The following is a 24,713-nucleotide window of genomic DNA, read 5'->3' on the forward strand; positions in this document are numbered from 1 at the left end:
TCAAAGCCTGGGTTTACAGGGGGGACAGGGTTAACGGCGCGGCGTAACGCCCCAGGGCCGGATCCAGCCCAGGCTGTCCAGCGTATCGCCTGCCGGTCTGTATTCGCAGCCGACCCAGCCGGCATAGCCAAGCTGGTCCAGCCGGCCGAGCAGGAAGCCGTAATCCAGTTCGCCATTGCCGGGTTCGCGGCGGTCCGGCGGATTGGCGATCTGGATATGCTCGATCAGCGGCAATTGCCGCTCCAGGCGTTTGCTCACGTCACCATGCACTACCTGTACATGGTACATATCGAATTGAAGCCGCAGGTGCGGCAATGCCATTTCGCGCAGGATGCGTTCGGCGACATCGTAATCGTGCAGGAAATACCCCGGGATGTCGCGGCGGTTGATCGGTTCCAGCAGCAGGGTGAGGCCGGCCCGGGCCGCCTGTTCCGCCGCCCAGGCCAGGTTGTCGAGGAAACAGGCTTCCAGCGCGCGGCGGTCGGCCCCGGCGGGCTCAACCCCGGCCATGACATGCAGCCGCTTGCAGCCTGCAGCCGAAGCCACTTCGAAGGCGCGGTGGATCGAGGTGCGGAAGGCCTGGCGCTGCTGCGGCAGGCAGGCCAGCCCGCGCTCGCCGGCCTCGAAATTACCCGCCGGGGTGTTCATCAGCACCAGTTCAAGGCCGTTGTCACGCAGGGCGGCGGCGATGGCGGCGGGCGACTGGTCCGGCTGGTACATGAATTCGACAGCATCGAAACCCTGCTCGCGCGCCACCGCCAGGCGGTCGAGGAAGGCATATTCCTGAAACAGAAAAGTAAGATTGGCGCTGAAGCGCGGCATGCGACTTTCCCGGCTGGCTCTTCCGCGCAGCATGTCATGTTTGGTAACTTTCAAACAAGCGGCTTAGGCAACAGGGATTTTTTGACGCGTGCAGCCCGGCGGCATGAGTTTCAGGCACGAGGACGGCCTGGCGAGTTTGAGCCTCTCCGGCGCCTGGACGCTGGGCGAGGCGGCTCGCCTGTCCCGTGCGCTCGATGGCCTCAATCTCGGCGCCGCGCGGCGGCTGCGCATTGATGCCGGCGGACTGGAGCGTGTGGATACCGCCGGCGCGGTGCTGCTGCAGCGCCTCAACAGCCGTTTCGGCACCGGCGTGGCGGTGGAATGGCGGGCGCTGAGACCAGAGCATCAGACCTTGATCGATTACGTTTCCGGCTGTGACGCGGCCTCGGCGGCGCCACCCGGGTCGGGCAATGGCCTGCTGCGCTTCGTCGCCCATCTCGGCTGGCTGGTGCTGTTCGCGGCCCGCGAAGGGCGGCGCTTCATCGCTTTCATCGGCCGCGTTGTCGAAGCCTTCGCCCGCATTGCCATCAGCCCGCGCCGGCTGCGCTTTACCTCAGTGGTGTTCCACATGGAACAGACCGGCCTGAACGCGCTGCCCATTGTCGGCCTGATTTCCTTCCTGATCGGCGTGGTGATGGCCTATCAGGGCGCCGACCAGCTCAAGCAGTTCGGCGCCGAGGTATTCGTCGTCAACCTGGTTGGCGTCTCGGTGCTGCGTGAACTCGGCATCCTGCTCACTGCCATCGTGGTGGCGGGGCGTTCCGGCAGTGCCTTCACCGCCCAGATCGGCAGCATGAAGGTGAACGAGGAAGTGGATGCCATCCGCACGCTGGGCCTCGATCCGGTGGAGGTACTGGTGGTGCCGCGCGTCCTGGCGCTGATCCTCACCCTGCCGCTGCTGGCTTTCTTCGCCGATATCATGGGCCTGCTGGGCGGCGCCCTGATGGCGTGGGTAACGCTGGATATCACGCCTTTCATGTTCTTCCAGCGGCTGCATGAGGCGGTATCGGTAAGCTCTTTCCTGGTTGGCCTGGTCAAGGCGCCGGTCTTTGCCGCCCTGATCGCCATGGTCGGCTGCTATGAGGGCCTGCGGGTGAAGCGCGATGCGGAAAGCGTCGGCCGCCTCACCACGCGTTCGGTGGTGCAATCGATCTTCCTGGTGATCGTGGCCGATGCCTTGTTCTCGATCTTCTTCTCGGCGCTGGGGATCTAGGCGATGGCCCAGGACGCTGTAAAGGAAGCGGTTATCAAGGTGCGCGGCCTGGTGAATGCCTTCGATGGCTTCAAGGTGCATGACGGGCTGGACCTCGATGTCTGGCGCGGTGAGGTGCTGGGCGTGGTTGGCGGTTCCGGCACCGGCAAGTCGGTATTGCTGCGCACCATCATCGGCCTCAACCAGCCGCAGGGCGGGCAGATCGACCTGCTGGGTTCGGACATGCTGCATGGCAACGAGGATGCACGCCGTCGGGCGCGCCAGCGTGTCGGCGTGCTGTTCCAGGATGGCGCGCTGTTTTCCTCGCTTACCGTGGCGCAGAATATCCAGGTGCCGCTGAAGGAATTCTATGACCTGCCGCCCGACCTGCTGAACGAAATCGCGGCGGCGAAAATCCGCATGGTCGGCCTGCCGGCCAATGCGGCGGGCAAGATTCCGTCCGAGCTATCCGGCGGCATGCGCAAGCGCGCCGGCCTGGCCCGCGCCCTGGCGCTGGACCCCGAGATCGTGTTCCTGGACGAACCCACTGCCGGCCTCGATCCGATCGGTGCCGCCGCTTTCGACACCCTGGTACGCGACCTGCAACAGGCACTGGGCCTCACCGTGTTCATGGTGACGCATGACCTGGACTCGCTGCATGCGATCTGCGACCGCATCGCCGTGCTGGCCGAGAAGAAGGTGCTGGTGGCCGGGCCACTGCATGAATTGCTAGAACACCCGCATCCCTGGATCCGGGAGTATTTCCACGGGCCGCGCGCCCGCGCCGCTCAGAAGACGGCAGATCATGCAGTCCCTGGGCCTGTATCTGAAGGAGGCGGTTCGTAATGGAAACCCGCGCCCACCATCTGCTGATCGGCAGCTTCCTGCTGCTGTTCCTGCTCGGCATCCTCGGCTTCTCGCTGTGGCTGGCCAAGGCTCAGCTCGACCGCGAGATCGCGCGCTACAACATCTTCTTCACCGGATCGGTGGCCGGCCTGGGCATGGGCGGCGATGTGCGCTTCAACGGCATCAAGATCGGCAATGTGAGCCAGATCAGCATCGACCGCGACGATACCTCGAAGGTGCGCGTCACGGTCAATGTCGCCGCCGACACGCCGATCCGCGCCGATAGCATTGCCAGCCTGGAATTGCAGGGCATCACCGGCGTTTCCTTTGTGCAGATCAATTCCGGCACCAAGGCGGCGGAATTGCTGCCGGCGCGCTACAGCGAGGATGTCTCGGAATTGCCGGTGATCCGTTCGCGCAATTCCTCCATCGCCGAGTTGTTCGAGGCGGCACCCGACCTGATCAACCGCGCCGCGCGCATCATGTCGGATCAGAATATCGACAATATCGCCGGCATCATCGGCGATATCCGCCAGATCAGCGTTACCATCGCCAGCCGCCAGGAAACCCTGACCCGCGCCATCGATGGCTTCGACCGCACCAGCGCCGATATCGCCATCGCCGCCCGCGCGGCGCGCGAAGTCGCCGAGCAGTTCGGCGGCATCGTGAAGGAAGCCAACAGTACCCTGGTGGCGGCGCGCAACACGCTGGAATCAACTACCAGGCTGATCGAAGGTGATGCCACCGCCACGGTGAAGGATGCTCAGGTTGCTGTGCAGGATATCCGCGGCGCCATGCAGCAGCTTGAAAGCGTGCTGTCCACCGTGAACGAGATGGTGGCGGAGAACCGCGCGCCGATCAATGCGATCACCACCGATGGCTTCGGCGAATTCCGCCGCTTCATCGCCGAAGCACGCATTCTGGTGGGCAGCCTGGCGCGGGTGGCGCAGCGGCTGGAAGACGATCCGAGCGCGGTGCTGTTCGGCAACCGCGATGCTGAATACCGTAGCGAGGGAGGCCGGCGATGACGGCGATTTTCAACCGGCGCGGCCTGCTGCGCGGCCTGGGTGCCAGTGGCCTGATGGGCATCGGTCTCACCGCCTGCGGCGGCATCATCCCGCAGGCACCGCCTTCCAACCTCTATACGCTGTCGCCGAAGAACACTTTCGCCGCCGACCTGCCGCGGGCGACGTGGCAGCTGGTGGTGGAGGAGCCCTATGCGGCGGGTGGCCTGGATACCCACCGCATTGCCATCATGACCAACCCCTATGAAGTGAAGTATTACGCCGAGGCGCGCTGGGCCGAGCGCGTGCCGCGCATGATCCAGACCCTGCTGGTGGAGAGCTTCGAGAATACCGGCAAGATCATTTCGGTCGGGCGCCAGTCGGTCGGCCTGCGCTCGGACTTCAATCTCAAGAGCGAACTGCGTGAATTCCAGGCCGAACTGGTGCCGAATGATCCGGTGCCGACGGTGCGGGTCGCCTTGGCCTCCAAGCTGATCCAGCAGCCGCGCCAGGAGATCGTTGCTGCCACCAATTTCGAGCGCCGGGTGAAAGCCTCGGGCACCGATGTGCTGTCGGTGGTGCAGGCATTTGATGAGGCGCTCGGAAGGGTGCTGCGCGATACGGTGCAATGGACCTTGCGTAGCGGCAACACTGCCTGAGCCGGGTGGTTGAGCCGGTTATGATGAAGCCCTGACGACATCCGCATAACCCTATATGCGTGTATTTATAATTTAATATATTATATATTGGTGTATATCTCTCCCGATCCCAGGTTCTGAACTGGCCTGGATAGGGGGACGAATGACTGAATTTCGCCGTATGGCCGGTCGTACCGCAATCCTGCTGATTCTGATACTGGCCGCATCGCCGCTGCTGGCTCAAGCTAGCGGGGGAGTGCAAACCCCGTCGGCAAGGCCGGAGGCTTTCTGCGCCTTGCCCGCCACGGCACCCAGCCTGGCCAGCGGCTCGCTCAGCATGAAGACGGAGAAGAACTGGCAGCCGCCCGGCGGGCATATCGATCTGCTGGTCGACCCCCGGGTGACGCTGACCAATAAGGCGCAGTATGTCGCCTGCTTCCAGTGGCGCGACAGCCAGGGCAATCCGCTGCGTGATGCCAAGGGCAACCTGCTGGGTTTCGGCCAGCCGGTGGCGGCGCCGGTGCAGATCACCAAGCTCAGCACCACGAATACATTCGAACTGCGTGTCACCATCCCGGCCTTGCAGGAACCCACGCGCAGTCAACTCGCCGATCACAAGCTGTCGCTCGATACCGAATTGCTGGTGCCGCGCGCCACCCTGCGCCTGATCGCCATCGATATGGTGGCACAGGACGACAAGACCTTTCAGCAGCAGGTGGTGGTGGATACCAGCCTGACGGTCGGCATCCAGAGTCAGTGCTGGGCGGTCGGCGTCGCATTGTTTCTGGTACTGGTGGTGGTGATCATCCTCACGCGTTTCGGCAAACAGGACCCGATGATCGCTAAGGCCAACTGGCTGCTGCGCCTGATTTCAACGGATGGCGGCAATGCCAGCCTGTCGCAATTCCAGATCATGCTGTGGACTTTCGTCGTCGGCTTCTCGGCGGTCTATGTCATGGTGCTGTCAGGCAGCCTGATCGTGATATCGGCCTCTACGCTGGGTTTGCTCGGCATTGCCGGCGCCGCGACCCTGCTGGCGCAATACACGGCGGCGAGCACAAACCCACCGGCAGCGGGCGGTGGCGATCCGTCAGCCAATGTACCGCCAGGGGCGGCGCTGGCTGATCCCGCGCCTGTGGGCGCAACGCGGACGCCGCATTTTTCCGATCTGATCAAGGATACCGCGAGCGGCGCGACCATTGATGTGACGCGCCTGCAAATGCTGCTGTTCACCCTGATCTGCGCCGGTTTCGTGCTGATCAAGGTGCTCACCGGGCATGAAATCCCGGAGATACCGGATGGCTACCTGATCCTGATGGGGCTGAGCAACGGCGTCTATATCGGTTCGAAGAACATCCAGAAAAGCGCCGCCCAGAAGTGACGCTCTAGCCGCCCTTCTTCAATTCGACGATGGGCTTGCTCATCACCGCTTCCTGGTCCCAGGGGAACAGGATCCAGGTATCCTGGCTCACTTCGGTGATGTAGGTGTCCACCATCGGGCGGCCATTGGGCTTGGCGTAGATGGTGGCGAAATGGGCCTTGGGCAGCAACTGGCGCACCGCCTTGGCGGTAACGCCGGTATCCACCAGGTCATCGACGATCAGCCAGCCTTCGCCCTGGGAGGGCAGGGCGGCATCGGCCTGCTTCAGGATGTTCACCTTGGTGCCGCGTTCCAGCTCGTTATAGGTCGAGCAGGAAATCGTCTCGATCACGCGCACGTTCAACTCGCGCGCCACGATGGCCGCCGGCACCAGGCCGCCACGGGTGATCGCCACCACGCCCTGATAGGGGCCGCGCTCCAGCAGCCGCCAGGCCAGTGCCTTGCAATGGCGATGCAGCTCCTCCCACGACACGGGAAAGAACTTGTTGTAGCCGTGGCCCTCGGTCATGGCAGGTCCTCTTGCCCAGTGGGTATTTGCTCGGTAGCTTTGCGGTAGGCCTCGATCGGCTCGCGTATCCAGTCCGGGATGGTCACCGAGCGCACCGCCTTGTCGTCGATGATGCAGGAGACCAGTTCGCCGGTGAAGCAGCCTTCGCCGGCGGCGTTGCGGCCGACGACATGGAAGGTGATGGTGGAACGGGTGAGGCGCGGGATGCGCAGTTCCACGGTGAAGGGATCGGCGGCGCGGATCGGCTTCTGGAAATCCAGCTTCGAACTGACCGTCGGCGAACCGAGATTATGGCGCTGGTGCAGGTGATACCAGCTGATGCCGATCTGCTCGCGCCAGAAGGCTTCCACCGTCTCGATCACATAATCGAGGAATTGCGTGGTGTAGATGATGCCGGCCGGATCGGCCTCGCCCCATTGCACCACGCGCTCGATGGCAAACAGGCGGTCAGGCGAATAGGGCGGCGGCACGGGCTTCATGGCGCCGGACTATACACAGGGCGGGGACGTAAAAAAAGAAGGGGCTCCAACCATTTTGGCGGGAGCCCCGGGGGATTGAATGGAGGTAGCGGTTCAGGCCCGAACGTATTCGAAATCCACCGGCATGTTGTTGATGCCGCGGGCCGGTGGGGCGATCCAGTTGGCATATTTGCCGATCTCGGTGACGGCATGCATCAGGCTGATGACGTAGAGGCGGTCCTCCTCGGTTGGCAGCCACTTGTGATGCCGGGCATCCCATTCGGCCTGGCTGATGATGTGGCCCTGGGGATCGACGCGCAGTTCGGAGAACTGGCCGATCTGGCGGTGGAAGGCACGGTGCGGCAGCTTCAGCTCGAAGTCGATGCCGGCGCGCTTGATGGTCTGGTTCCAGCGCATCACGCCGCGCGCGCAATCGGCCACATAATCATCGCGCAGGCGCTCGTTCAGCGCGGTCAGCGCCGATTCTTCCTTCTCGCGGAAGCCATCGCCATGCACTTCCAGCACCTTGTAGGCCGCATCGGTCAGCTTGTGGTCATCGCTGATGCGGGTCTCATCAAAGCGGCCCTTGATGCCCATGGTGTAGTAGTTGGCGGCGTTGGTGGAGATTTCCGAGCCGAACAGATCGAGCGACACCGAGAAATGGAAGTTGAGATATTTCTGGAGCGTCGGCAGATCGATCACGCCATGCTTGCGCACGTCGTCGGTCTTGAAATCGCGCATGATCTCGCAGGTACGCTGCAGCACGCGGTTGATGCCGGTTTCGCCCACGAACATGTGGTGCGCTTCCTCGGTGAGCATGAAACGGCAGGTGCGCGACAGCGGATCGAAGCCGCTTTCCGCCAACGAGGCAAGCTGGAACTTGCCGTCGCGGTCGGTGAAGAAGGTGAACATGAAGAAGCTGAGCCAGTCCGGCGTCGCCTCGTTGAAGGCGCCGAGGATGCGCGGCTTGTCGGCATCGCCGGAGCGGCGCTGCAACAGGGCCTCGGCTTCCTCGCGGCCATCGCGGCCGAAATAAGCATCCAGCAGGTAGACCATGGCCCAGAGATGGCGGCCTTCCTCCACGTTGATCTGGAACAGGTTGCGCAGATCATAGAGCGACGGGCAGGTCTGGCCCAAGAGGCGCTGCTGTTCCACCGAGGCCGGCTCGGTATCGCCCTGGGTTACGATCAGTCGGCGCAGCACGCCGCGATATTCGCCGGGCACTTCCTGCCAGGCATCGTCGCCCTTGTGGTCGCCGAAATTCACCTTGCGGCCGGCTTCCGGCTCGGCCAGGAAAATGCCCCAGCGGTAGTCCGGCATCTTCACATAGCCGAAATTCGCCCAGCCCTGGGCATCGACGCTGATGGCGGTGCGCAGATAAGCCTCGCGCGCCTGGAAGCCCGCCGGGCCCATATCCTGCCACCAGTCGAGGAATTTCGGCTGCCAGTCCTCCAGCGCGCGCTGCAGGCGGCGATTGTCGGAGAGGTTGACGTTATTCGGGATGCGCGAAGCGTAGTCGATCGCCATGGTCAGACCCTCCTGCGGTCGTAGCTGGCACGCTGGCCGGTGCCATAGAGCTTGAGCGCGCCCTGATCGCCCACCGCGTTCGGGCGCTGGAAAATCCAGTTCTGCCAGGCGGTGAGGCGGGCGAAAATCTTGCTTTCCATCGTCTCCGGGCCGCCGAAGCGCAGGGACGCTTCCATGCCGGTGAGGGCATCAGGCGAGAAGGCGGCGCGTTCCTCGATGGCGATGCGTACTTCGTCTTCCCAGTCGATGTCGTCGGGCTTGAAGGTGATCAGGCCGGCCTCGTCGGCGGCCGCTGCGTCCAGGTCCACGCCGATCTGCCGGCGCAATGCCTCAGCGCGGGACAGATCGTCCAGGCTGCGGCTTTCAAGCCGCGAGAGGCCGTTCACCATCGGATAGGCGCCGAAATTCAGCGCCGTCAGCCGCAGCGTGGCGGGCGGGCGGTTGTCGCCCTCGAACTGGCCGTCCAGCATGTAGGAGCGGTCGGCGGCCAGCACCAGTTCCAGCAGCGTGCCGGTGAAGCAGGAGCCCGGCTCGATCAGGGCGAACAGGCTGCGCGACGACACGTCGATGCGCTTGAACACGCGCTTGAGGAACAGGCGGATTTCGCGTACGCGCCAGTCTGCCTTGTGCTGCTCCAGCAGCGCGTCATAGGCCGCCACCGTATCAGCATCGCCGGTGCTGCGGATCACCCACATGCCGACGCTTTCCTCGTTGGTGCGCAGATGCAGCACCAGGTCGTCCAGTTCGCGCGCCAGGGCCAGCGGCCAGAAGCCGGCATCGATGGCATCCAGCGAAGCGGGAACAGCCGTTTTCGGGCCATGCACGGTAATCTCGGCAATGCCCTTGGCGCGGTCGATTTTCGCATCCACATGGGAATAAGACACGGCATCGCCGTTCACCTGACGCGCCAGTTCCGGCAGGGCGATGCCCTTGGCCGTGGCCGGGCGGTCGGATTTCTCGGCCAGCTTGAGGGCGCGCTCGCGCACGGCTTCGTTCAGCCGGGTGCGCGGCACCACTTCGTCCACCAGGCGCCAGTCCACGGCGCGCTTACCCTTGATGCCTTCTTCCAGGGTGCAGAAGAAATCGGCGCGGTCGCGGCGCACTTGGCGCTTGTCCACCAGGCGGGTGAGGCCGCCGGTGCCGGGCAGCACCGCCAGCAGCGGCACTTCCGGCAGCGATACGGCCGTGTTGCCGTCATCGGCCATCAGGATATGGTCGGCGGCCAGTGCCAGTTCATAGCCGCCGCCGGCGCAGGGGCCGTTCACGGCGGCAATATAGGTCTGGCGCGATTCAGCGGTGGCTTCCTCGATGCCGTTGCGGGTCTCGTTGGTGAACTTGCAGAAATTCACCTTCCAGCCATGGGTCGACTGGCTGAGCATGCGGATATTGGCGCCGGCGCAGAACACGCGCTCCTTGCCCGAGGTGAGCACCACGCTGCGCACGCCCGGATGCTCGAAGCGCAGGCGCTGCACGGCATCATGCAGTTCGATATCGACGCCGAGATCGTAGGAGTTCAGCTTCAGTTCATAGCCGGGGCGCAGACCGCCATCTTCCCGCACATCCAGCGCCAGGGTGGCCACCGGACCATCGACGCTGAGCTTCCAATGCTTGTAGCGGCTCGGATCAGTGCGGAAATCCACCGGCGGCAGCACGGCGGTATTATTGGTTGGCTCGGCCATGGCGTTTCACCCCTTGAACGTGACCGGCATTATAATGCAGTTTTTTAACTGCTCAAGAATTATTTTGCAGGGGCGAGCCAGCCCGGATGTGCCCGCAGGGCCGTCAGCAATTCCGCGCTGGCGGCATCCACCGGCTTGCCGGCGGTATCGAAGGCCATGTCGGCCTTGGCATAGAGCGTTTCGCGCTGGGCCAGGATGCGCTTGAGGTCGCCCATGGCTTCCGACATCCCGGCCATCGGCCGCATGTCACCTTGCGCGATTACCCGGCCCATATGTTCCTCGGGCCGCGCCTTGAGCCAGATGGTGAAGCAATTGGCCAGCAGATGCGCGAAGGTGCCGGGCTCGGACGGCAGCGAACCGCCGCTGGCGATAACGGCGGGCGCGCGTTCGGCGGTGACGCGCTCCAGCGCGCGGCGCTCGAAGCGGCGATAGGCGCCCTGGCCGTAGAGATCGAAAATCTCGTTGAGCGACAGCCCGGCCTCGATCTCGATTTCCTTGGCCATTTCCACAAAATGCAGCCCCAGGCCGGCGGCGAGGCGCTGGCCCAAAGTGGTCTTGCCGGCGCCGCGCAGGCCGATCAGGGCGATATGGCGCTTCACGGCGGGGGCGACGCCGAAGCGTTCGCGGATGACAGCTTGCAGATCCTGCTGCTGCGCCGGGGTCAGTTCCTCGATCTGCTGCAGCAGCAGGGCAAGGTCGACGCCGTATTTCGGCCGGTCGGCGAGGAAATCGCCAATCGGCAAATCCATCGCCTGGGCGATCTGGCGCAGCAGAAGAATCGAGATATTGCCGGCGCCGGTTTCAAGCTGAGCGAGGTAGCGTTCGGAAACCCCGGAATCCCGGGCCAGGATCTTGCGGCTCATGCCGCGCCGGGCGCGGGCATTGCGCACCCGCTCGCCCACCGCCGCGAGGAAAGCCTGGTCTGCGTTATCCGCCGCTGCGGCGACGGGAGATTGTTCCGGTGCTTTGACCATAACATGCATTATAATGCTTTTTGGGCTGGAACGCCAGAAATCCCTGCGCTATATTTCGGCCTCTTTTGGAAAACAGTGGCGTAAGAGGGTGATCATGCAGGTGAGTATTCTGGTCGGCACCATGACCGGCACGGCGGAGATCGTGGCCGGCGATGTGAAGAAGGCGCTGGAGGCCGAGGGCCATGGCGTCGACGTGCTGCTGATGGACAATCTGAAGGCCGATGTGTTCGCCCGCCCGGGCGCCTTCCTGATCTGCACCTCCACCTACGGCCAGGGCGACGTACCCGACAATGCTCGCGATTTCTATGCCGATCTCGACAAGGCGCGCCCGGACCTGACCGGCAAGCTGGCCGGCGTGATCGGCCTGGGCGACACCACCTATGGCGACACGTTCAACAATGGCGGCGCCCAGTTTGAACAGATCCTGCGCGATCTTGGCGCCACCCTGGTGGGCGAGCGCATGCAGCACAATGCTTCCGGCACCACGCTGCCGGAAGAAGATGGCGTTGCCTGGGCGTTGGATTGGGTGAAGGCAGTAGAGCCGCTACAGGCCGCTGCCTAACTCTAAAAAACAAGAAAACGGTTTCTGGGAGGAGACCATGCCGCGCTTTCTCGAACTGCCGCGGCGGTATAACGCCGCCAGCCATTTCGTCGACCGGCATATCGCCGAGGGCCGTGGCACCAAGGTCGCGTTCATCGACGACCGGGGCAGCCACAGCTATGCCGATCTGGCGGCGCGGGTGAACCGTGCCGGCAATCTGCTCAAATCCCTCGGCGTGCAGCGCGAGCAGCGTGTGCTGATGGCGATGCTGGACAGTATCGACTTCCCGGCGATGTTCTTCGGCGCCATGAAGATCGGCGCCGTGCCGGTGCCGGTGAATACGTTGCTGCCTACCGCCGATTATGACTTCCTGCTGCGCGACAGCCGCGCCGTGGTGCTGGCGGTATCGGATGCGCTGCTGGAGAAATTCCGTCCCATCGTCAACGACCAGCCCTATCTGAAGCAGGTGCTGGTCTCGGGCCGCGTGGCACCCACCATCAAGCCACTGGAAACCCTGCTGGCCGAGCAATCGGACCAGTTGGAGACCACCGACACCACGCCGGACGATATCGGCTTCTGGCTCTATTCCTCTGGCTCCACCGGCAAGCCGAAAGGCGCCATGCATCTGCATGGCGATCTGGTGCATACCGCCGTGCTCTATGCCGAGGAGGTGCTGGGTATCCGCGAGAGCGACGTGGTGTTCTCGGCGGCGAAGCTGTTCTTCGCCTATGGCATGGGCAATGCCATGACCTTCCCGCTGCATGTCGGCGCCACCGCCGTGCTGATGGCCGAGCGGCCGACGCCGCAAAGCGTGATGGCGCGGCTGAAGCAAAATGAACCGACCATCTTCTATGGCGTGCCGACGCTCTATGCCGCCATCCTCGCTGACGCGACAATCACGCGCGAGAGCGCCTCGCCCAAATTGCGGCAATGCGTTTCGGCGGGTGAGGCTTTGCCCGAAGATATCGCCCGGCGCTGGGATCAGCGTTTCGGTGTCTCGATCCTGGATGGCATCGGCTCCACCGAGATGCTGCATATCTTCGTGTCGAACCGGCCCGACGACATCCGCCATGGCACTACCGGCAAGGCGGTGCCGGGCTACGATCTGCGCATCGTCGATGAGCAGGGCCGCGATGTGGCTGATGGCGAGATCGGTGAATTGCTGGTGGCCGGGCCGTCCTGCTGCGTCGCCTACTGGAACAACCGCGCCAAGAGCCTCGCCACGTTCCACGGCCCCTGGACCCGCACTGGCGATAAATACACCCGCGACAAGGATGGCTATTACGCCTATGCCGGCCGTTCCGACGACATGCTGAAAGTCAGCGGCATCTGGGTCTCACCCTTCGAGGTCGAGTCCGCGCTGATGGGGCATGATAAAGTTCTGGAAGCCGCCGTGGTGGCGAATGAGGACACCGACAAGCTGGTCAAGCCCAAGGCCTATGTGGTGACACGCGATGGCGTGAGCGCCGATGCAGCCCTGGCCGCCGAGTTGCAGCAATTCGTGAAAGAGCGTCTGGCGCCGCATAAATACCCGCGCTGGGTCGAATTCGTTGCTGAACTGCCCAAGACCGCGACGGGCAAGATCCAGCGTTTCAAGCTCAGGCAATGATGCAGTTCGCAGAGATGCAGTTCGCGCAGATTCCGGGCGGCCGCATCGAGTATCGCTGGATCGGCCCGCAGGACATGGACATGCCTGTGCTGGTTTTCCTGCATGAAGGCCTCGGCTGCGTTGCCATGTGGCGCGACTTTCCCGATAGCGTTGCCGCCGCCACCGGCCTGCCGGTGCTGGTCTACAGCCGCATCGGCTATGGCGCATCTAGCCCTTGCGCGCTGCCGCGCCCGATCACCTACATGCATGATGATGCGCTGATCCATCTGCCGCATCTGCTCGCGGCGCTTGGCATCCGGTGCCATATCCTGATCGGCCATTCCGATGGCGCTTCGATCGCGCTGATCCATGCCGGCAGCAATCCACCACCCGACCTGCTCGGTATTGCCGTGATGGCGCCGCACAGCTATGGCGAGGCGGTGTCATTCGGCTCGATCCAGGCGGCCCATGCCGCTTATGCCACGGGCGACCTGCGCGCGCGGCTGGCAAAATATCACGGCGACAATGTCGATTGCGCCTTCCGGGGCTGGTGCGATTCCTGGCTCAACCCGGATTTCGGCCATTGGAATATCGAGGCGGAAGTGGCGCGGATCACGCTGCCGGTGCTGGCCATCCAGGGCGAGGGCGACGAATACGGCACGCTGCGCCAGATCGAGACGATCAAGACGCTGGCCAAGGGCAGGGTAGAGACGCTGGTGCTGCCGCAATGCGGCCACTCGCCGCACAAGGACCAGCCCGAGGCGGTATGTCAGGCAATCGCCGGATTCACGGCGGCGCTTCGTCGAGGAATGCCACCACAGGGCAATTGACGGTGATGCCGCTCGGCTCCACCGCCTTGCCATCGGGGCCGCTCAAGGCATTGCCATAAAGCCGGTAGATCGCCGCCTGATTGCTCTGGCGCGCATTCTGTCCCGTTGCCACCGCCGCATCGCTCCAGCGCAGCAGGGTGACACTCCAGAGCGGCGAATAGCCGCTGGCCGTCCTGCCGGTGGGAAACGCGGTCAGCACATTGCCCGGCGCGCCGAGCATGGCGGCATTGCCCAGGCTGGCTTCGGCATCGATGTGGCCATGGCGCAGCAGATGCACCAAGCCCTGACCGCTGCCATTGATGAAAGCCAGCAGGCCGATATCGCCATCGCCTTTGCCCAGTTCCGGCACAAAGGTGGCGCGTTCCAATGCGGCCACGCCAGGATCGGAGGCTTCGCTGCTGAAATACAGCACGCGCCTTCCTTCGGCGAAGCCGATGCTGAGCTGCAGCGTCATCTGGCGCCGCGCAATGTCGATGGCCAGCACGCGGTCCAGCGTCGTGTCATGCCGCGCGATCTCGAACGGCCCATCGCCCACGGCAACGATCGGCGCATTCAGCACCGGGCCATCCGGCCCCAGTCGGATGAAAGGCGAGTAGCTGGCTGGTGCCGTGGCGCCGGGCAGGGCGGTAGCGGGCGGAAAGCCTTCCGGCCCCGGCTGCACCTGGCGGCGCGGGGAGAAATCCGGCGCGGCGGTAAACTCGATCACGCCATTCTGCTCGCGCACGCTTTGCACATGGCCGGCGCGTGCCAGCAGCGGCGCATGCACCACGCCGCGCGCCCTGGCATCGGCGGCATCGGATGAATCGGTGACCACATACCAGACACTGCGGCCCTGTGCCGTGCCGCGATGGAGCGGCAGGGTCGCGGTCATGTTGCCGGCATCCACCGCGATGGCGGAAGCCAGCACGATCTTCTCGCGCGGCAGCAGCCTTTCCGGCGCGGTTCCGGGCCTGGCGCAGCCGGCCAGAAAGGGCAGGGCCAGCAGGGCGGCGAGCAGGAAAAGGCGAGGGATCGGCATGGCGGGTGCTGAACATCCTGGGGGTTGTGGGAGCCTCTGTCAAAAACACCGGCACATAAAAATCCGGGTAAAGATGGGAAATTGACAACTTCGTGACCATGCATAATTGCGACTCACTCGCACTTGCGGATGCGGTGGCGTATCGATATTTTACGCGCTGATTATTCTTACTCTCACTCGCAAAAGGAACTAGGGAGTGTCCTCCATGATCAAACATCCGACGCGCCGCGCCGCCGCTGCCTTCGGGCTTTCCGCTGCCGCCCTTGCCGCCATTCTGGCGCTGCCGGGCCAGGCGCTGGCGCAGGGCGAAGTCAATCTCTACTCCTCGCGTCACTACGACACCGACGAGGCGCTCTACACCGAGTTCACCAAGGCCACCGGCATCAAGGTGAACCGCCTGGAAGCGCGCGAGGATGAACTGATCCAGCGCCTCAAGGCCGAGGGCGACAAGAGCCCGGCCGACGTGGTGATCACGGTCGATGCCGGCCGCCTCTACCGCGCTCAGGAAATGGGCTTGTTGCAGTCGATCCAGTCGCCTGTGCTCGACAAGGCGATTCCGGCCTATCTGCGCGAGCCCTCGGGCCAGTGGTTCGGCTTCTCCAAGCGCGCCCGCGTCATCGTGGTGAACAAGGCGCGCGTCTCGCCGGGTTCGATCAGCAGCTACGAGGATCTTGCCGATCCGAAGTGGAAGGGGAAGGTGGTGATCCGTTCCTCCACCAACGTCTATAACCAGTCGCTGGTCGGCGCCATGATCGCTTCCCAGGGCGAGGAAAAGACCGAAGCCTGGGCGCGTGGCGTGGTGGCGAACATGGCCCGTCCGCCGAAGGGCGGCGATACCGATCAGCTCAAGGCGGTTGCCGCCGGTGAAGGCGATATCGCGGTGTCGAACACCTATTATCTCGCCCGCCTGATGGCCTCGACCAAGCCGGAAGACAAGGAAGTGGCCGACAAGCTGGCGGTGATCTTCCCCAACCAGAAGGACCGCGGCACTCATGTGAATGTCAGCGGTGCCGGCGTGGCGCGCTATTCGCCGAACAAGGCGAATGCGATCAAGTTCCTGGAATACATGGCCTCGAAGGAAGCCCAGGGCTATTTCGCCATGGGCAATTATGAATTCCCGGTGGTTGGCGGCGTGAAGCTGCATCCGGTGATCCAGCGCTGGGCCGAATTCAAGGAAGACAATGTCAACGCGGCCGTGTTCGGCAAGAACAACGAAGCGGCGCTGAAGCTGATGGACCGCGCCGGCTGGAAGTAAGCTTCCGGCATCAGCTGGAATAGAGAAGGGCGGGAGATCAACTCCCGCCCTTTTTTGTTTGCTGCGCGCTGTTTTTAAACGCGCTGCGCCGTCACCACATAGCAGGGCACCGGCACGCCCATCTCGACGCGGGCGGCATCCTCGATCATCTGCAACTCGCCGAAGCCGTGTTGCGTCAGCACATCCTGCAGATAGCTGCCGGCATGGGCATAGCGGCCAGTGGGATTGAGGCGGAAGCCTGTCGCCGGGGCCTCGCCATCGATGCGCTCGACGGTGAAGGCGAGCAGGGCGCCCTGCGGCATGCGCGGCGCCAGGTCGGCCAGCAGCGGTGCCAGGTCACCGAAATAGCAGAACACGTCGGCCGCCACGGTCAGGTCGTAGCTCTCCGGCGTGCCGCGCAGGAAGGCGCCGAGTTCGGCTTCATGCAGCGCGTCATAGCCGCGCCCTTCCGCCTTGGCCAGCATGCCGCCGCTCAGGTCGACGCCGATCAGCTTCGCGGCGCGCGGCTTCAGCAGCGGCGCGCAAAGCCCGGTGCCGCAGCCGGCATCCAGGATACTGAGGCCATTGCGGCTGCCGATGCGGGCGGCGATGGCGGCTTCCAGCAATTGCGGCGCGCGGTATTCCAGGCCACCCAGCACCTTCTCGAAATCGGCCGAGAAGCGGTCGAAGGTCTCGCGCACATAGGCGTCGTCGGCGCGGCTCGGTGCGCCTTCGCCGAGTGCCGCCGCGGCCATATGCTGCGCCACGCTGTTGTCTGGATAGGCTGCTGCCCATTCCTTGGCATGGCGGCGCGCGGTCTCCACCTGGCCGCTGCGCATCAGGCCGTAGATCATTTCGCCCATATGGTAATGCAGCATCATGTCATCGGGCTGCTGCCGGAGCGCGGCGGCGGCATTGGCTGCGCCTTCCTCGAAACGGCCAAGCTGGAACAGCGACAGCGAACGGTTCTTCAGCGCCACGAAATGGTTCGGCACCACGCGCAAGGCGGCGTCGAAGCAGGCGGCGGCTTCCTCATGCGCCTTGCGCTGCGACAGCAGGCCGCCGAGATTGCATTGCGCATCGGCATAATCCGGGTGGATGCGCACGGCATCGCGGTAATATTGCTCAGCGGTGGCAAGGTCCTCGCGGTCGCGATAGGCATTGCCCAGGCTGAACAGCGCCATCACATGATCGGGCTGTATCTTCACGGCGTTTTTCAGTGCCGCGATGCCGGCATCATGTTCGCCCATGCGGCGCAGGCAGACGCCGATATTGAAATGCAGCGGCGCATAGCCCGGCGCCACGCTGAGGCCTTCCTTGTAGGCGGTATAGGCCTGGCTCAGCCGGCCCATGGCCTGGAACACGTTGCCGAGCGCCATATGCGGCTCGATCAGCATGCGGTTAGCCTGCACGGCGCGGCTATAGAACTGCGCCGCTTCCTTGGCATCGCCGCGCCGCTGCGCGATCTGGCCAAGGCCGAACAGGGCTTCCGCCGAGCGCGGCTGCTTTTGCAGGATGCGGGTGAAGGCGGCGCCGGCCAGTTCCAGCTCGCCCTTGTTGAGCAGGTCGAAGGCGACCGGCACATCGACTTCGCCGCCGATGCCGGATTGCTGTAGCAGGATGTCGCTGGGTTTGGTCATGGGGTATCCTGTTCTTGGCCCGGGCGGGAACGCGCCAGGGCGGCATTGAGCCACAGCACGGGCAGCAGCCCGGCGGCAACGATGATCAGCGCGCCGGTCGAGGCCTCGCTCAGACGCTCGTCGCTGGAAAGCTGGTAGACGCGCACCGCCAGGGTGTCGAAATCGAACGGCCGCACGATCAGCGTGGCCGGCAATTCCTTCAGCACATCCACGAAGGCAAGCAAAGCGGCGGTGAACAGGCTGCCGCGCAGGAGCGGCGCATGCACCCGGCGCACCACACCCAGCGGGCTTTCGCCCAGCACGCGGGCGGCCTGATCCAGGCTTGGGCGGATGCGGTGCAGGCCGCCATCCATGGCGCTGTGCGTCACCGCCATGAAGCGCACCACATAGGCATAGAGCAGGGCCAGCAGGCTGCCCGAGAGCAGTAGACCCGGCGCCTTGCCGAACACTTGCTGCATCCAGTTGTTCAGCGTGTGGTCGAAGCTGGCCAGCGGCAGCAATACGCCGATGGCGATCACCGAGCCAGGCACGGCATAGCCCATGGTGGCGAATTGCCCGAGCCAGGACAGCAGCCTGCCCGGGGCCAGGCGCTGGGCATAGGCGAGCAGCAGGCCAAGCCCGACCAGCAGCAACGCCGCCAGGCTGGAGAGGATGAAGCTGTTGATGGTGAAGCCGAGCAGGCGGGCGGAGCCGAAGGAGTCGCCTTCGGTGATGGCGAGATAGAGCAGCCGCCCGGCGGGCAGCAGGAAGCCGAGCAGCACCGGCAGCAGGCAGAGCAGCAGCGTGAGGCCGGTCAGCAGCGGGCCGGGCTGTTGCAGTTTCAACGGCCGGCTGCGTGCCGAGGTATGGTGGAAACGCTTGGCCTGGCGGCTGACGCGTTCCAGCATCACCGCGCCGAGCACGAACAGCATCAGCATGCCGGCAAGCTGCGCCGCCGCCACCGGATTGCCCATGCCGAACCAGGTGCGGTAGATCGCGGTGGTGAAGGTCGGCACGCCGAAATAGCTCACGGCGCCGAACTCGGCCAGCGTCTCCATCAGCACCAGGGCGATGCCGCCGGCAATCATCGGCCGGGCCAGCGGCAGGGCGATGCGCCAGAAGCGGCCCCAGGGCCTGATACCCAGCGTGCGGCCCACTTCCAGCACACAGACCGACTGGTCCTGGAAAGCGGTGCGCGCCAGCATGTAGACATAGGGGTAGAAGGCCAGGGTGAGCAGCACGGTGACGCCGCCCAGCGTCATTACATCCGGGAACCAGTAATCGCCCCGGCTCCAGCCGAAGCTATGGCGCAAGGCAGTCTGCACCGGGCCGGCGAACTGCATCAGTTCGCCATAGACGAAGGCCGAGACATAGCCCGGGATCGCCAGCGGCAGGAACAGCAGCCAGCTTAAGGTGCGCCGGCCAGGGAATTCGATCATCGTCACCGCCCAGGCGCAGCCGACCCCGATCAGTGCCGATCCCAGGCCGACGCCGAGCAGCAGCAGCACGGTGTTGAGCAGCATTTCCGGCAGCACGGTGGCGGCCAGATGCGCGAATACGCCCTGGGCCGGCCGGCCAAGATTGGCCAGCACCGCCAGCAGCGGGGCGGCGATCAGCAGGGCCAGGGTGGCGGCGAACAGGGTCCAGGCCAGGCGGCCATGGCCGCGCCGGGCCGGACCCCGGGTGCCGGCAATCGATGAAAAGGTAACCTCGGTCACGGCAGCTTCATGGTTCGGATTGGTATTTCTTTAAAGTATTTACGCCAGCGTCGGAAGGGCGCGGGGCCGGCCCGGTTAACCGGGAGCCTGCTCATGCCTTGGCCATAGCCGACAAAGGGGATGTAAGATGGGAGAAGTGGTAAGATTGATGCGTCACTACCAGCCGCCGGTGGCGGCCGTGGAGCCGGAACCCGTGACCAAGACCACGCCAGCACAGCGCTATTACCTCAAGCGGGGCCTGAGCCAGCCCGGCGGCAAGCTGCCGCTGTTCGATCTCGATGGCCAGCAGATCAGCCTGCAGACCATCAAATCCTGCATCCGCGCCGGCTGGGCCGAGCCGTGGTTCGAGAATCCGATCAAGCCTGACTGGGTGGTGTGCAAGCTGACCGAGGCGGGCCGCGAAGCCCTGCGCGAAGATGGGGTCGAATGACGCGTTTCAGTAAAGCCGCCTGGCTGTTTCTGGGCCTGCCGCTGCTGTTTGCCGGCAGTCCTTCCTGGGCGGCGCTCGGGGTGCAGGACGCCCCGGTCAGCCAGCCGCTGGAACGGCCTGCCGGGGCGCAGCCGAGCCGGCTTGAGCTGCAAAGCCGCGCCGAGGCCGGCGAGGCGGAAGCGCAATACCGGCTTGGCCTGGATTACCAGTTCGGCATTGGCGGCACGCCGGATTGGCCGGCGGCGCGGGCCTGGTTCGGCCGGGCTGCCGCCCAGGCGCATGTGAAGGGGCTGGGGGCTTACGGTTACATGCTGCTTTCGGGCAGCGGCGGGCCGCAGGATCTGCCCGGTGCCGAAAAGGCCCTGCGCCAGGCGGCAGAGGCAGGCGAGGCTTCCGCCGCCGCCAATCTGGCGGAATTGCTGCTGCTGCGCGGCGAGGCGGCGGAAGCCCGCCAGATGCTGGTGCGCGCCGTGGCCGGTGGCGCGGTCAATGCCCGCTACCGCCTGGGCCGGCTTGAAATCGCCGATGGCAAGAGTGCCGAGGGCCTGGCCCTGGTGGAGCAGGCGGTGGAACGCGGCCACCCGGAAGCGACCCTCTATTTCGCCAATCTGCTTGTTGGCGGCGATCTGGGCATGAAAGCCGATCCGGCCCGTGCCGCGAAGCTGCTGCGCGATGCCGCCGAGGCTGGCTACGCTCCGGCCGCCAATGACCTTGGCCGGCTCTACGATCTTGGGATCGGCTTGGCGGCGGACCCGCGCCAGGCCGTCGACTGGTATCGCCGCGCCCTGGGCCAGGGCAATGCCATCGCCGGCTATAATCTCGGCCTGCTGCTGAACAGCCAGCGCCTGGGTGCGCCCGATGCGGCGGCGGCGCGGTCGGCCTATCTGCTCTCGGCGGAAGGTGGATTCGTGCCCGGCATGGGCAAGCTCGGCGAGATGCTGCTGCGCGGGCGCGGCGGTCCGGCCGATCCAGCGGGGGGCATCCAGTGGCTGACGCGCGCTGCCGAGGGCGGCGATGCCGATGCCCAGAACCATCTGGCCCTGGCCTATTTCAATGGCAATGGCGTGGCCCGCGACGAGGCCAAGGCGATGGATTGGTGGGAGCGGGCCGTGGCGCAGCAGCACCCGGCATCGGCCAACAATTTCGCGCTCTATCTGGCGCTGGGTCAGGGCCGGCAAGCCGATCCGGCCCGCGCCGTTGCAGTGCTGAACGGGATGGCGGAGAAGGGCCTGCCGCGCCCGGCCTTCCGCCTCGGCCTGTGGCATGAGGCCGGTTTTGCCGGGCTGAAGCCGGATCCGCGCGCGGCTTTGGCCTGGTTCAAGCGTGCCGCCGAGGCCGGCTCCAGCCGGGGAATGTTCAAATACGCTTCCTATATCGAGGCCGGCGAGGGTGGGGTGGCGCCTGATCCGGCGCTGGCGGTCCGGCTCTATCGCCAGGCTGCCGAGGCTGGCAGTGCCGAGGCCCTGTTCCTGCTGGCGCGCTACAGCTTCAACGGCGAAGGCGTGCCCAAGGACCCGAAAGCGGCGCTCGACCTGTTGCAGCGTGCCGCCCGGCGCGGCAATGCCGAGGCCCTGTTCGTGCTGGGTGACTTCTATTACCGGGGCGAGGGCATGCCCGCCGATCCGGTGGCTGCCTGGGCCCATTGGGCGGTGGCAGAACGGCTCGGCATGGCCGAGGCCGGACCGAACCGCCGCATGCTGGAACGCCAGATAGCGGCCCCGGAGGCCCAGGCAAGGGCGCGGCAACTGGCTGCCGCGCTGCTGGCCGAGGCCGCTGCCGCCCAAGCCGACGAAGATTGATACATAGTCAGGAGGCCCCATGCTCCCGCTTCTCGCCGCTGCCATCGCCTGGGTGGCACTGCACGTCATAGTAGCGGGCCCGCTCCGCCGCGGCCTGATCGCCGGCATCGGCGAGGCACGCTACCGGGGCATCTTTTCCGGCCTCAGTGCGGTCTCCCTGGCCTTGCTGATCTGGGCCTTTGGCCGGGCGCCATATGTGGAATTCTGGGCGCCGTCTCCGGCCCTGGCAATAGTGCCGCTGCTGGTAATGCCGGTGGCCCTGCTGTTCCTGGTGGCGGCCCTGCGTCCCAGCAACCCGACCCTGGCCGGCCCGGACATGCTGCTCAAGGGGGCACTGCCGGTGCTGGGCTTCACCAAGGTGACACGCCATCCGATGCTCTGGGGTTTCAGCCTCTGGGCCATCAGCCACATGGTGGCGAATGGCGATGCCGCCGCCTGGATTTTCTTTGGTGCTTTCCTGATCACCGCCCTGAACGGCATGGTTTCCATCGACCGAAAGAGAGCCGCCAAATTCGGCGAGGATTGGCAGGTATTTATTCGAAAAACCTCGATTATTCCCTTTGCTGCGGTGCTGGAGGGGCGGCAGAAGTTGAAGTTGAATGACATTGGCATGATCAATATTGCTGTTACTATAGTGCTTTATGCTATTATTTTAGCCTTCCATGACATTATGACCGGGGTTCCGGCAATTCCAATATTATATTGAATAACAATATTTTGATTTAATAATATAATCTAATACGAAAGGTTAAGATGGCGCGGCGCGCGGCAGGGCATTTCATTGGTTGGTTCCGGCCCCAGCGCGGTGCCGGCGGCCCCCCTTTGCAAGTGCAATTATATGCCGCGATCCGCGCCGGCGTACTCGATGGCCGGCTCGGCCCGGGGCAGCGGCTGCCCTCCAGCCGGGCCTTGGCCGAGGAGCTCGGCCTGTCGCGCAACACCGTGCTGGGAGCCTATGACCGGCTGGTGGCGGAAGGCTATCTGGCGGTGCGTCCGGCCTCTGGCGTCTATGTTGCCGACGATGTGCCGGCCGATCTCGGCCAGGCCGCCCGGGCGGTATCCGGTCCGGCCGGTTTCTCGGATCGCGGCCACCGCCTGATCGCCGCCGCCCCTGAACGGGGCATGCCTGCAACGGCCCGGCCCTTCGCCGTCGGGCTGCCGGCCCTGGCCGATTTCCCGCTGGAGACCTGGCGCCGCCTTACCAATCGCCGGTTGCGGCGGCCGGAGACCGGGCTGATGGCCGGCGGCGACCCGCAGGGGCTGCCTGTGCTGCGTCAGGCCCTGGCCGGCTACCTGACCGAGGCGCGCGGGCTGGTCTGCAAGGCGGATCAGATCCTGGTGGTTTCGGGCGCGCAGCAGGCGCTCGACCTGGTTGGCCGGGTGTTGCTCGATCCGGGTGACGTGGCGGTGGTGGAAGACCCCGGCTATGCCGGCGCCCGCGAAGCCCTGGCCGCTGTCGGCGCCCGGCTGGAGGCGGTGCCGGTGGATGCCCAGGGGCTGGACCCGGAGCAGGTGGCGCGGCTGAAGCTGGCGCCGAAACTGATCGCGGTGACGCCGTCGCACCAGTTCCCCTTGGGCGGCACCATGCCGTTGGCCCGCCGGCTTGGCCTGCTGGCCCTGGCCCGCGCGCTCGGCAGCATGATCGTGGAAGACGATTACGATTGCGAATACCGTTATGGCGCCCCGCCGCTGCCGGCCTTGCAGGGCCTGGACGACACCGCCGGCGCCGATGGCGGCCGGGTGATCTATGTCGGCACCTTTTCCAAGGTGCTGTTTCCCGGCCTGCGTATCGGCTACCTGGTGCTGCCGCCGCGCCTGGTGGCAGGGTTTGTGCGCGCCAAGACTACCGCCGACGGCCATGGCGCGCTGCTGCCCCAGGCGGTGCTGGCGGATTTCATCGCCGAGGGCCATCTGGCCCAGCATGTGCGGCGCATGCGCAAGCTGTATCGCGAGCGCCAGCAGGCCCTGCTCGGCGCCTTGCAGCGCCATTGCCCGGCGCTGCGCGTCGGCCCGGCCGAAGCCGGGTTGCATCTGGTGGCGGAATTCACCGACCAGCGCGACGACAAGGCGATCGCCACGGCCGCCGCCGCCCAGGGCCTGACGGTGGCGCCGCTGTCGCGCTACGCCATCCGCCGGCAGTTGAGCGGCCTGCTGCTCGGCTATGCGGCTTTCCCGCCCGCCGAACTGGAGCGGGCGGCTCAGGTGTTGGGCAAGCTGCTCAAGTAAGCTGGCAAAGCCGTGCCGGAGGTGAGCAGCGGGTCCGGCACCGGCGCCTGGAAGCCGGTGGCGAAGGGCACCAGGCCGGCCCAGCAGGGGATGCTCATATCCGGCTCGTCATCTTTCGGCGGCCCGACGCGCATCTTGGCCGAAGCCTCGTCCAGCGGCATCGAGAGCACCATGGTCGCCTTCATCTCCTGGGCATCGGGGCCCCGGATTTCCGACCAGCGGCCCTTGGCGATGCGTTCGACGAAATATTCCAGGGCTTTGAGCTTTGCGGCTTCGCCGTCGACACGCGTGAAACGGCCGAGCGCCACCACCGAGCGGTAATTCATGGAATGGTGGAAGGAGGAGCGCGCCAGTACCAGGGCATCCAGCAGGGTGACGGTGACGCAGGCCGGGATACCCTCCGCCAGCATCATGGTCATGCGGCTCTTGCTGGAGCCGTGGATATAGAGGTGGTCGCCCTCGCGCCAATAGGCGGTGGGGATCACCATCGGCTGGCCGTCCTGCACGAAGCCGACATGGCAGACATAACCGGCATCCAGGATGGCATGCACATTCTCGGCATCGTAGCGGCCACGCTCATGCATGCGGCGCACCCGCACGCGGTCGGAGGCAGGCTGAGCAGGGGGCTGGGGAGGCAGGGCATTCATGGGACAACTCCGGGGCAGATATTTTCTGGTCCCC

23 protein-coding genes are annotated in these 24,713 nt (G+C 65.0%); 13 read left to right on the plus strand and 10 right to left on the minus strand.

Annotation, left to right across the window (positions count from 1 at the left end; translation table 11 throughout):
* Positions 1–30 precede the first annotated feature (30 nt).
* Positions 31–822 (minus strand): hydroxypyruvate isomerase family protein, encoded by a 792-nt coding sequence (locus ACQY7X_RS17050; RefSeq protein WP_428246613.1) that lies wholly within the window; start codon positions 820–822, stop codon positions 31–33.
* A gap of 103 nt (positions 823–925) precedes the next feature.
* Here ACQY7X_RS17050 and ACQY7X_RS17055 point away from each other — a divergent pair, with 103 nt between their 5' ends.
* The 5 genes from ACQY7X_RS17055 (at position 926) to ACQY7X_RS17075 (ending at position 5,883) form a co-directional block, all read left to right on the plus strand.
* Positions 926–2,035 carry an ABC transporter permease gene (locus ACQY7X_RS17055; protein ID WP_428246614.1) on the plus strand — a complete coding sequence of 370 codons (1,110 nt, stop codon included), beginning with the start codon at positions 926–928 and terminating at the stop codon, positions 2,033–2,035.
* A 3-nt stretch (positions 2,036–2,038) separates the two neighbouring features.
* Positions 2,039–2,860, plus strand: coding sequence for an ABC transporter ATP-binding protein (locus tag ACQY7X_RS17060; protein ID WP_428246615.1), 822 nt, complete (start codon positions 2,039–2,041; stop codon positions 2,858–2,860).
* Positions 2,860–3,888 carry an MlaD family protein gene (locus ACQY7X_RS17065; protein WP_428246616.1) on the plus strand — a complete coding sequence of 343 codons (1,029 nt, stop codon included), beginning with the start codon at positions 2,860–2,862 and terminating at the stop codon, positions 3,886–3,888. The genes ACQY7X_RS17060 and ACQY7X_RS17065 overlap by 1 nt, the downstream gene beginning before the upstream one ends.
* The gene (locus ACQY7X_RS17070) at positions 3,885–4,523 is read left to right on the plus strand and encodes an ABC-type transport auxiliary lipoprotein family protein (protein WP_428246617.1); all 639 of its coding nucleotides are present in this window, start codon (positions 3,885–3,887) and stop codon (positions 4,521–4,523) included. The genes ACQY7X_RS17065 and ACQY7X_RS17070 overlap by 4 nt, the downstream gene beginning before the upstream one ends.
* A 160-nt stretch (positions 4,524–4,683) precedes the next feature.
* Positions 4,684–5,883 (plus strand): hypothetical protein, encoded by a 1,200-nt coding sequence (locus ACQY7X_RS17075; protein ID WP_428246618.1) that lies wholly within the window; start codon positions 4,684–4,686, stop codon positions 5,881–5,883.
* Between the two features lie 4 nt (positions 5,884–5,887).
* On the opposite strand, the gene gpt is transcribed toward ACQY7X_RS17075, so the two are convergent.
* The 5 genes from gpt to ACQY7X_RS17100 all read right to left on the minus strand — a co-directional run bounded on the left by gpt (position 5,888) and on the right by ACQY7X_RS17100 (position 11,029).
* The gene (gpt, locus tag ACQY7X_RS17080) at positions 5,888–6,391 is read right to left on the minus strand and encodes a xanthine phosphoribosyltransferase (protein WP_428246619.1); all 504 of its coding nucleotides are present in this window, start codon (positions 6,389–6,391) and stop codon (positions 5,888–5,890) included.
* Positions 6,388–6,870: an acyl-CoA thioesterase gene (locus tag ACQY7X_RS17085; protein WP_428246620.1), complete on the minus strand. Its 483-nt coding sequence runs from the start codon at positions 6,868–6,870 to the stop codon at positions 6,388–6,390. The genes gpt and ACQY7X_RS17085 overlap by 4 nt, the downstream gene beginning before the upstream one ends.
* A 93-nt stretch (positions 6,871–6,963) precedes the next feature.
* Positions 6,964–8,376, minus strand: coding sequence for a benzoyl-CoA 2,3-epoxidase subunit BoxB (boxB, locus tag ACQY7X_RS17090; protein ID WP_428246621.1), 1,413 nt, complete (start codon positions 8,374–8,376; stop codon positions 6,964–6,966).
* A 2-nt stretch (positions 8,377–8,378) separates the two neighbouring features.
* Positions 8,379–10,055 carry a 2,3-epoxybenzoyl-CoA dihydrolase gene (gene boxC, locus ACQY7X_RS17095; protein ID WP_428246622.1) on the minus strand — a complete coding sequence of 559 codons (1,677 nt, stop codon included), beginning with the start codon at positions 10,053–10,055 and terminating at the stop codon, positions 8,379–8,381.
* Between the two features lie 59 nt (positions 10,056–10,114).
* On the minus strand, positions 10,115–11,029 hold the full coding sequence (locus ACQY7X_RS17100; protein ID WP_428246623.1) for a helix-turn-helix transcriptional regulator: 915 nt from the start codon (positions 11,027–11,029) through the stop codon (positions 10,115–10,117).
* 94 nt (positions 11,030–11,123) lie between these two features.
* Here ACQY7X_RS17100 and ACQY7X_RS17105 point away from each other — a divergent pair, with 94 nt between their 5' ends.
* Genes ACQY7X_RS17105 through ACQY7X_RS17115 form a run of 3 tightly spaced genes read left to right on the plus strand, consistent with a single transcriptional unit; the run spans position 11,124 to position 13,988 of the window.
* Positions 11,124–11,591, plus strand: coding sequence for a flavodoxin domain-containing protein (locus ACQY7X_RS17105; RefSeq protein WP_428246624.1), 468 nt, complete (start codon positions 11,124–11,126; stop codon positions 11,589–11,591).
* A 37-nt stretch (positions 11,592–11,628) separates the two neighbouring features.
* On the plus strand, positions 11,629–13,179 hold the full coding sequence (locus ACQY7X_RS17110) for a benzoate-CoA ligase family protein (RefSeq protein ID WP_428246625.1): 1,551 nt from the start codon (positions 11,629–11,631) through the stop codon (positions 13,177–13,179).
* Complete coding sequence (locus ACQY7X_RS17115; protein ID WP_428246626.1) at positions 13,176–13,988, plus strand: alpha/beta fold hydrolase; 813 nt, start codon at positions 13,176–13,178, stop codon at positions 13,986–13,988. Before ACQY7X_RS17110 ends, ACQY7X_RS17115 begins: the two co-directional genes overlap by 4 nt.
* Here ACQY7X_RS17115 and ACQY7X_RS17120 read toward each other — a convergent pair.
* Positions 13,945–15,006: a DUF7482 domain-containing protein gene (locus ACQY7X_RS17120; protein ID WP_428246627.1), complete on the minus strand. Its 1,062-nt coding sequence runs from the start codon at positions 15,004–15,006 to the stop codon at positions 13,945–13,947. The two genes, ACQY7X_RS17115 and ACQY7X_RS17120, sit on opposite strands and share 44 nt — an antisense overlap.
* A gap of 205 nt (positions 15,007–15,211) precedes the next feature.
* On the opposite strand from ACQY7X_RS17120, the gene ACQY7X_RS17125 reads away from it, so the two are divergent.
* Positions 15,212–16,261 carry a Fe(3+) ABC transporter substrate-binding protein gene (locus ACQY7X_RS17125; protein ID WP_428246628.1) on the plus strand — a complete coding sequence of 350 codons (1,050 nt, stop codon included), beginning with the start codon at positions 15,212–15,214 and terminating at the stop codon, positions 16,259–16,261.
* Positions 16,262–16,335: 74 nt separating this feature from the next.
* On the opposite strand, the gene ACQY7X_RS17130 is transcribed toward ACQY7X_RS17125, so the two are convergent.
* The gene (locus ACQY7X_RS17130) at positions 16,336–17,880 is read right to left on the minus strand and encodes a tetratricopeptide repeat protein (protein WP_428246629.1); all 1,545 of its coding nucleotides are present in this window, start codon (positions 17,878–17,880) and stop codon (positions 16,336–16,338) included.
* Positions 17,877–19,577, minus strand: a complete 1,701-nt coding sequence (locus tag ACQY7X_RS17135) for an ABC transporter permease (RefSeq protein WP_428246630.1) — start codon at positions 19,575–19,577, stop codon at positions 17,877–17,879. Before ACQY7X_RS17135 ends, ACQY7X_RS17130 begins: the two co-directional genes overlap by 4 nt.
* A 148-nt stretch (positions 19,578–19,725) precedes the next feature.
* Between ACQY7X_RS17135 and ACQY7X_RS17140 the strand changes: the two genes are divergently transcribed.
* The 4 genes from ACQY7X_RS17140 (at position 19,726) to ACQY7X_RS17155 (ending at position 24,032) form a co-directional block, all read left to right on the plus strand.
* Positions 19,726–20,007, plus strand: coding sequence for a hypothetical protein (locus ACQY7X_RS17140; protein WP_428246631.1), 282 nt, complete (start codon positions 19,726–19,728; stop codon positions 20,005–20,007).
* Positions 20,004–21,806 (plus strand): SEL1-like repeat protein, encoded by a 1,803-nt coding sequence (locus ACQY7X_RS17145; protein ID WP_428246632.1) that lies wholly within the window; start codon positions 20,004–20,006, stop codon positions 21,804–21,806. The genes ACQY7X_RS17140 and ACQY7X_RS17145 overlap by 4 nt, the downstream gene beginning before the upstream one ends.
* Before the next feature lie 19 nt (positions 21,807–21,825).
* Positions 21,826–22,512, plus strand: a complete 687-nt coding sequence (locus ACQY7X_RS17150) for an NnrU family protein (protein ID WP_428246633.1) — start codon at positions 21,826–21,828, stop codon at positions 22,510–22,512.
* Between the two features lie 122 nt (positions 22,513–22,634).
* Positions 22,635–24,032: a PLP-dependent aminotransferase family protein gene (locus tag ACQY7X_RS17155; RefSeq protein WP_428250070.1), complete on the plus strand. Its 1,398-nt coding sequence runs from the start codon at positions 22,635–22,637 to the stop codon at positions 24,030–24,032.
* Here the strand turns inward: ACQY7X_RS17155 and ACQY7X_RS17160 are convergent.
* Positions 24,005–24,679 (minus strand): pyridoxamine 5'-phosphate oxidase family protein, encoded by a 675-nt coding sequence (locus ACQY7X_RS17160; protein ID WP_428246634.1) that lies wholly within the window; start codon positions 24,677–24,679, stop codon positions 24,005–24,007. The genes ACQY7X_RS17155 and ACQY7X_RS17160 overlap by 28 nt on opposite strands.
* Positions 24,680–24,713: the final 34 nt, after the last annotated feature.

Source organism: Ferrovibrio sp. (genome assembly GCF_965278975.1).
GTDB lineage: Bacteria > Pseudomonadota > Alphaproteobacteria > Ferrovibrionales > Ferrovibrionaceae > Ferrovibrio.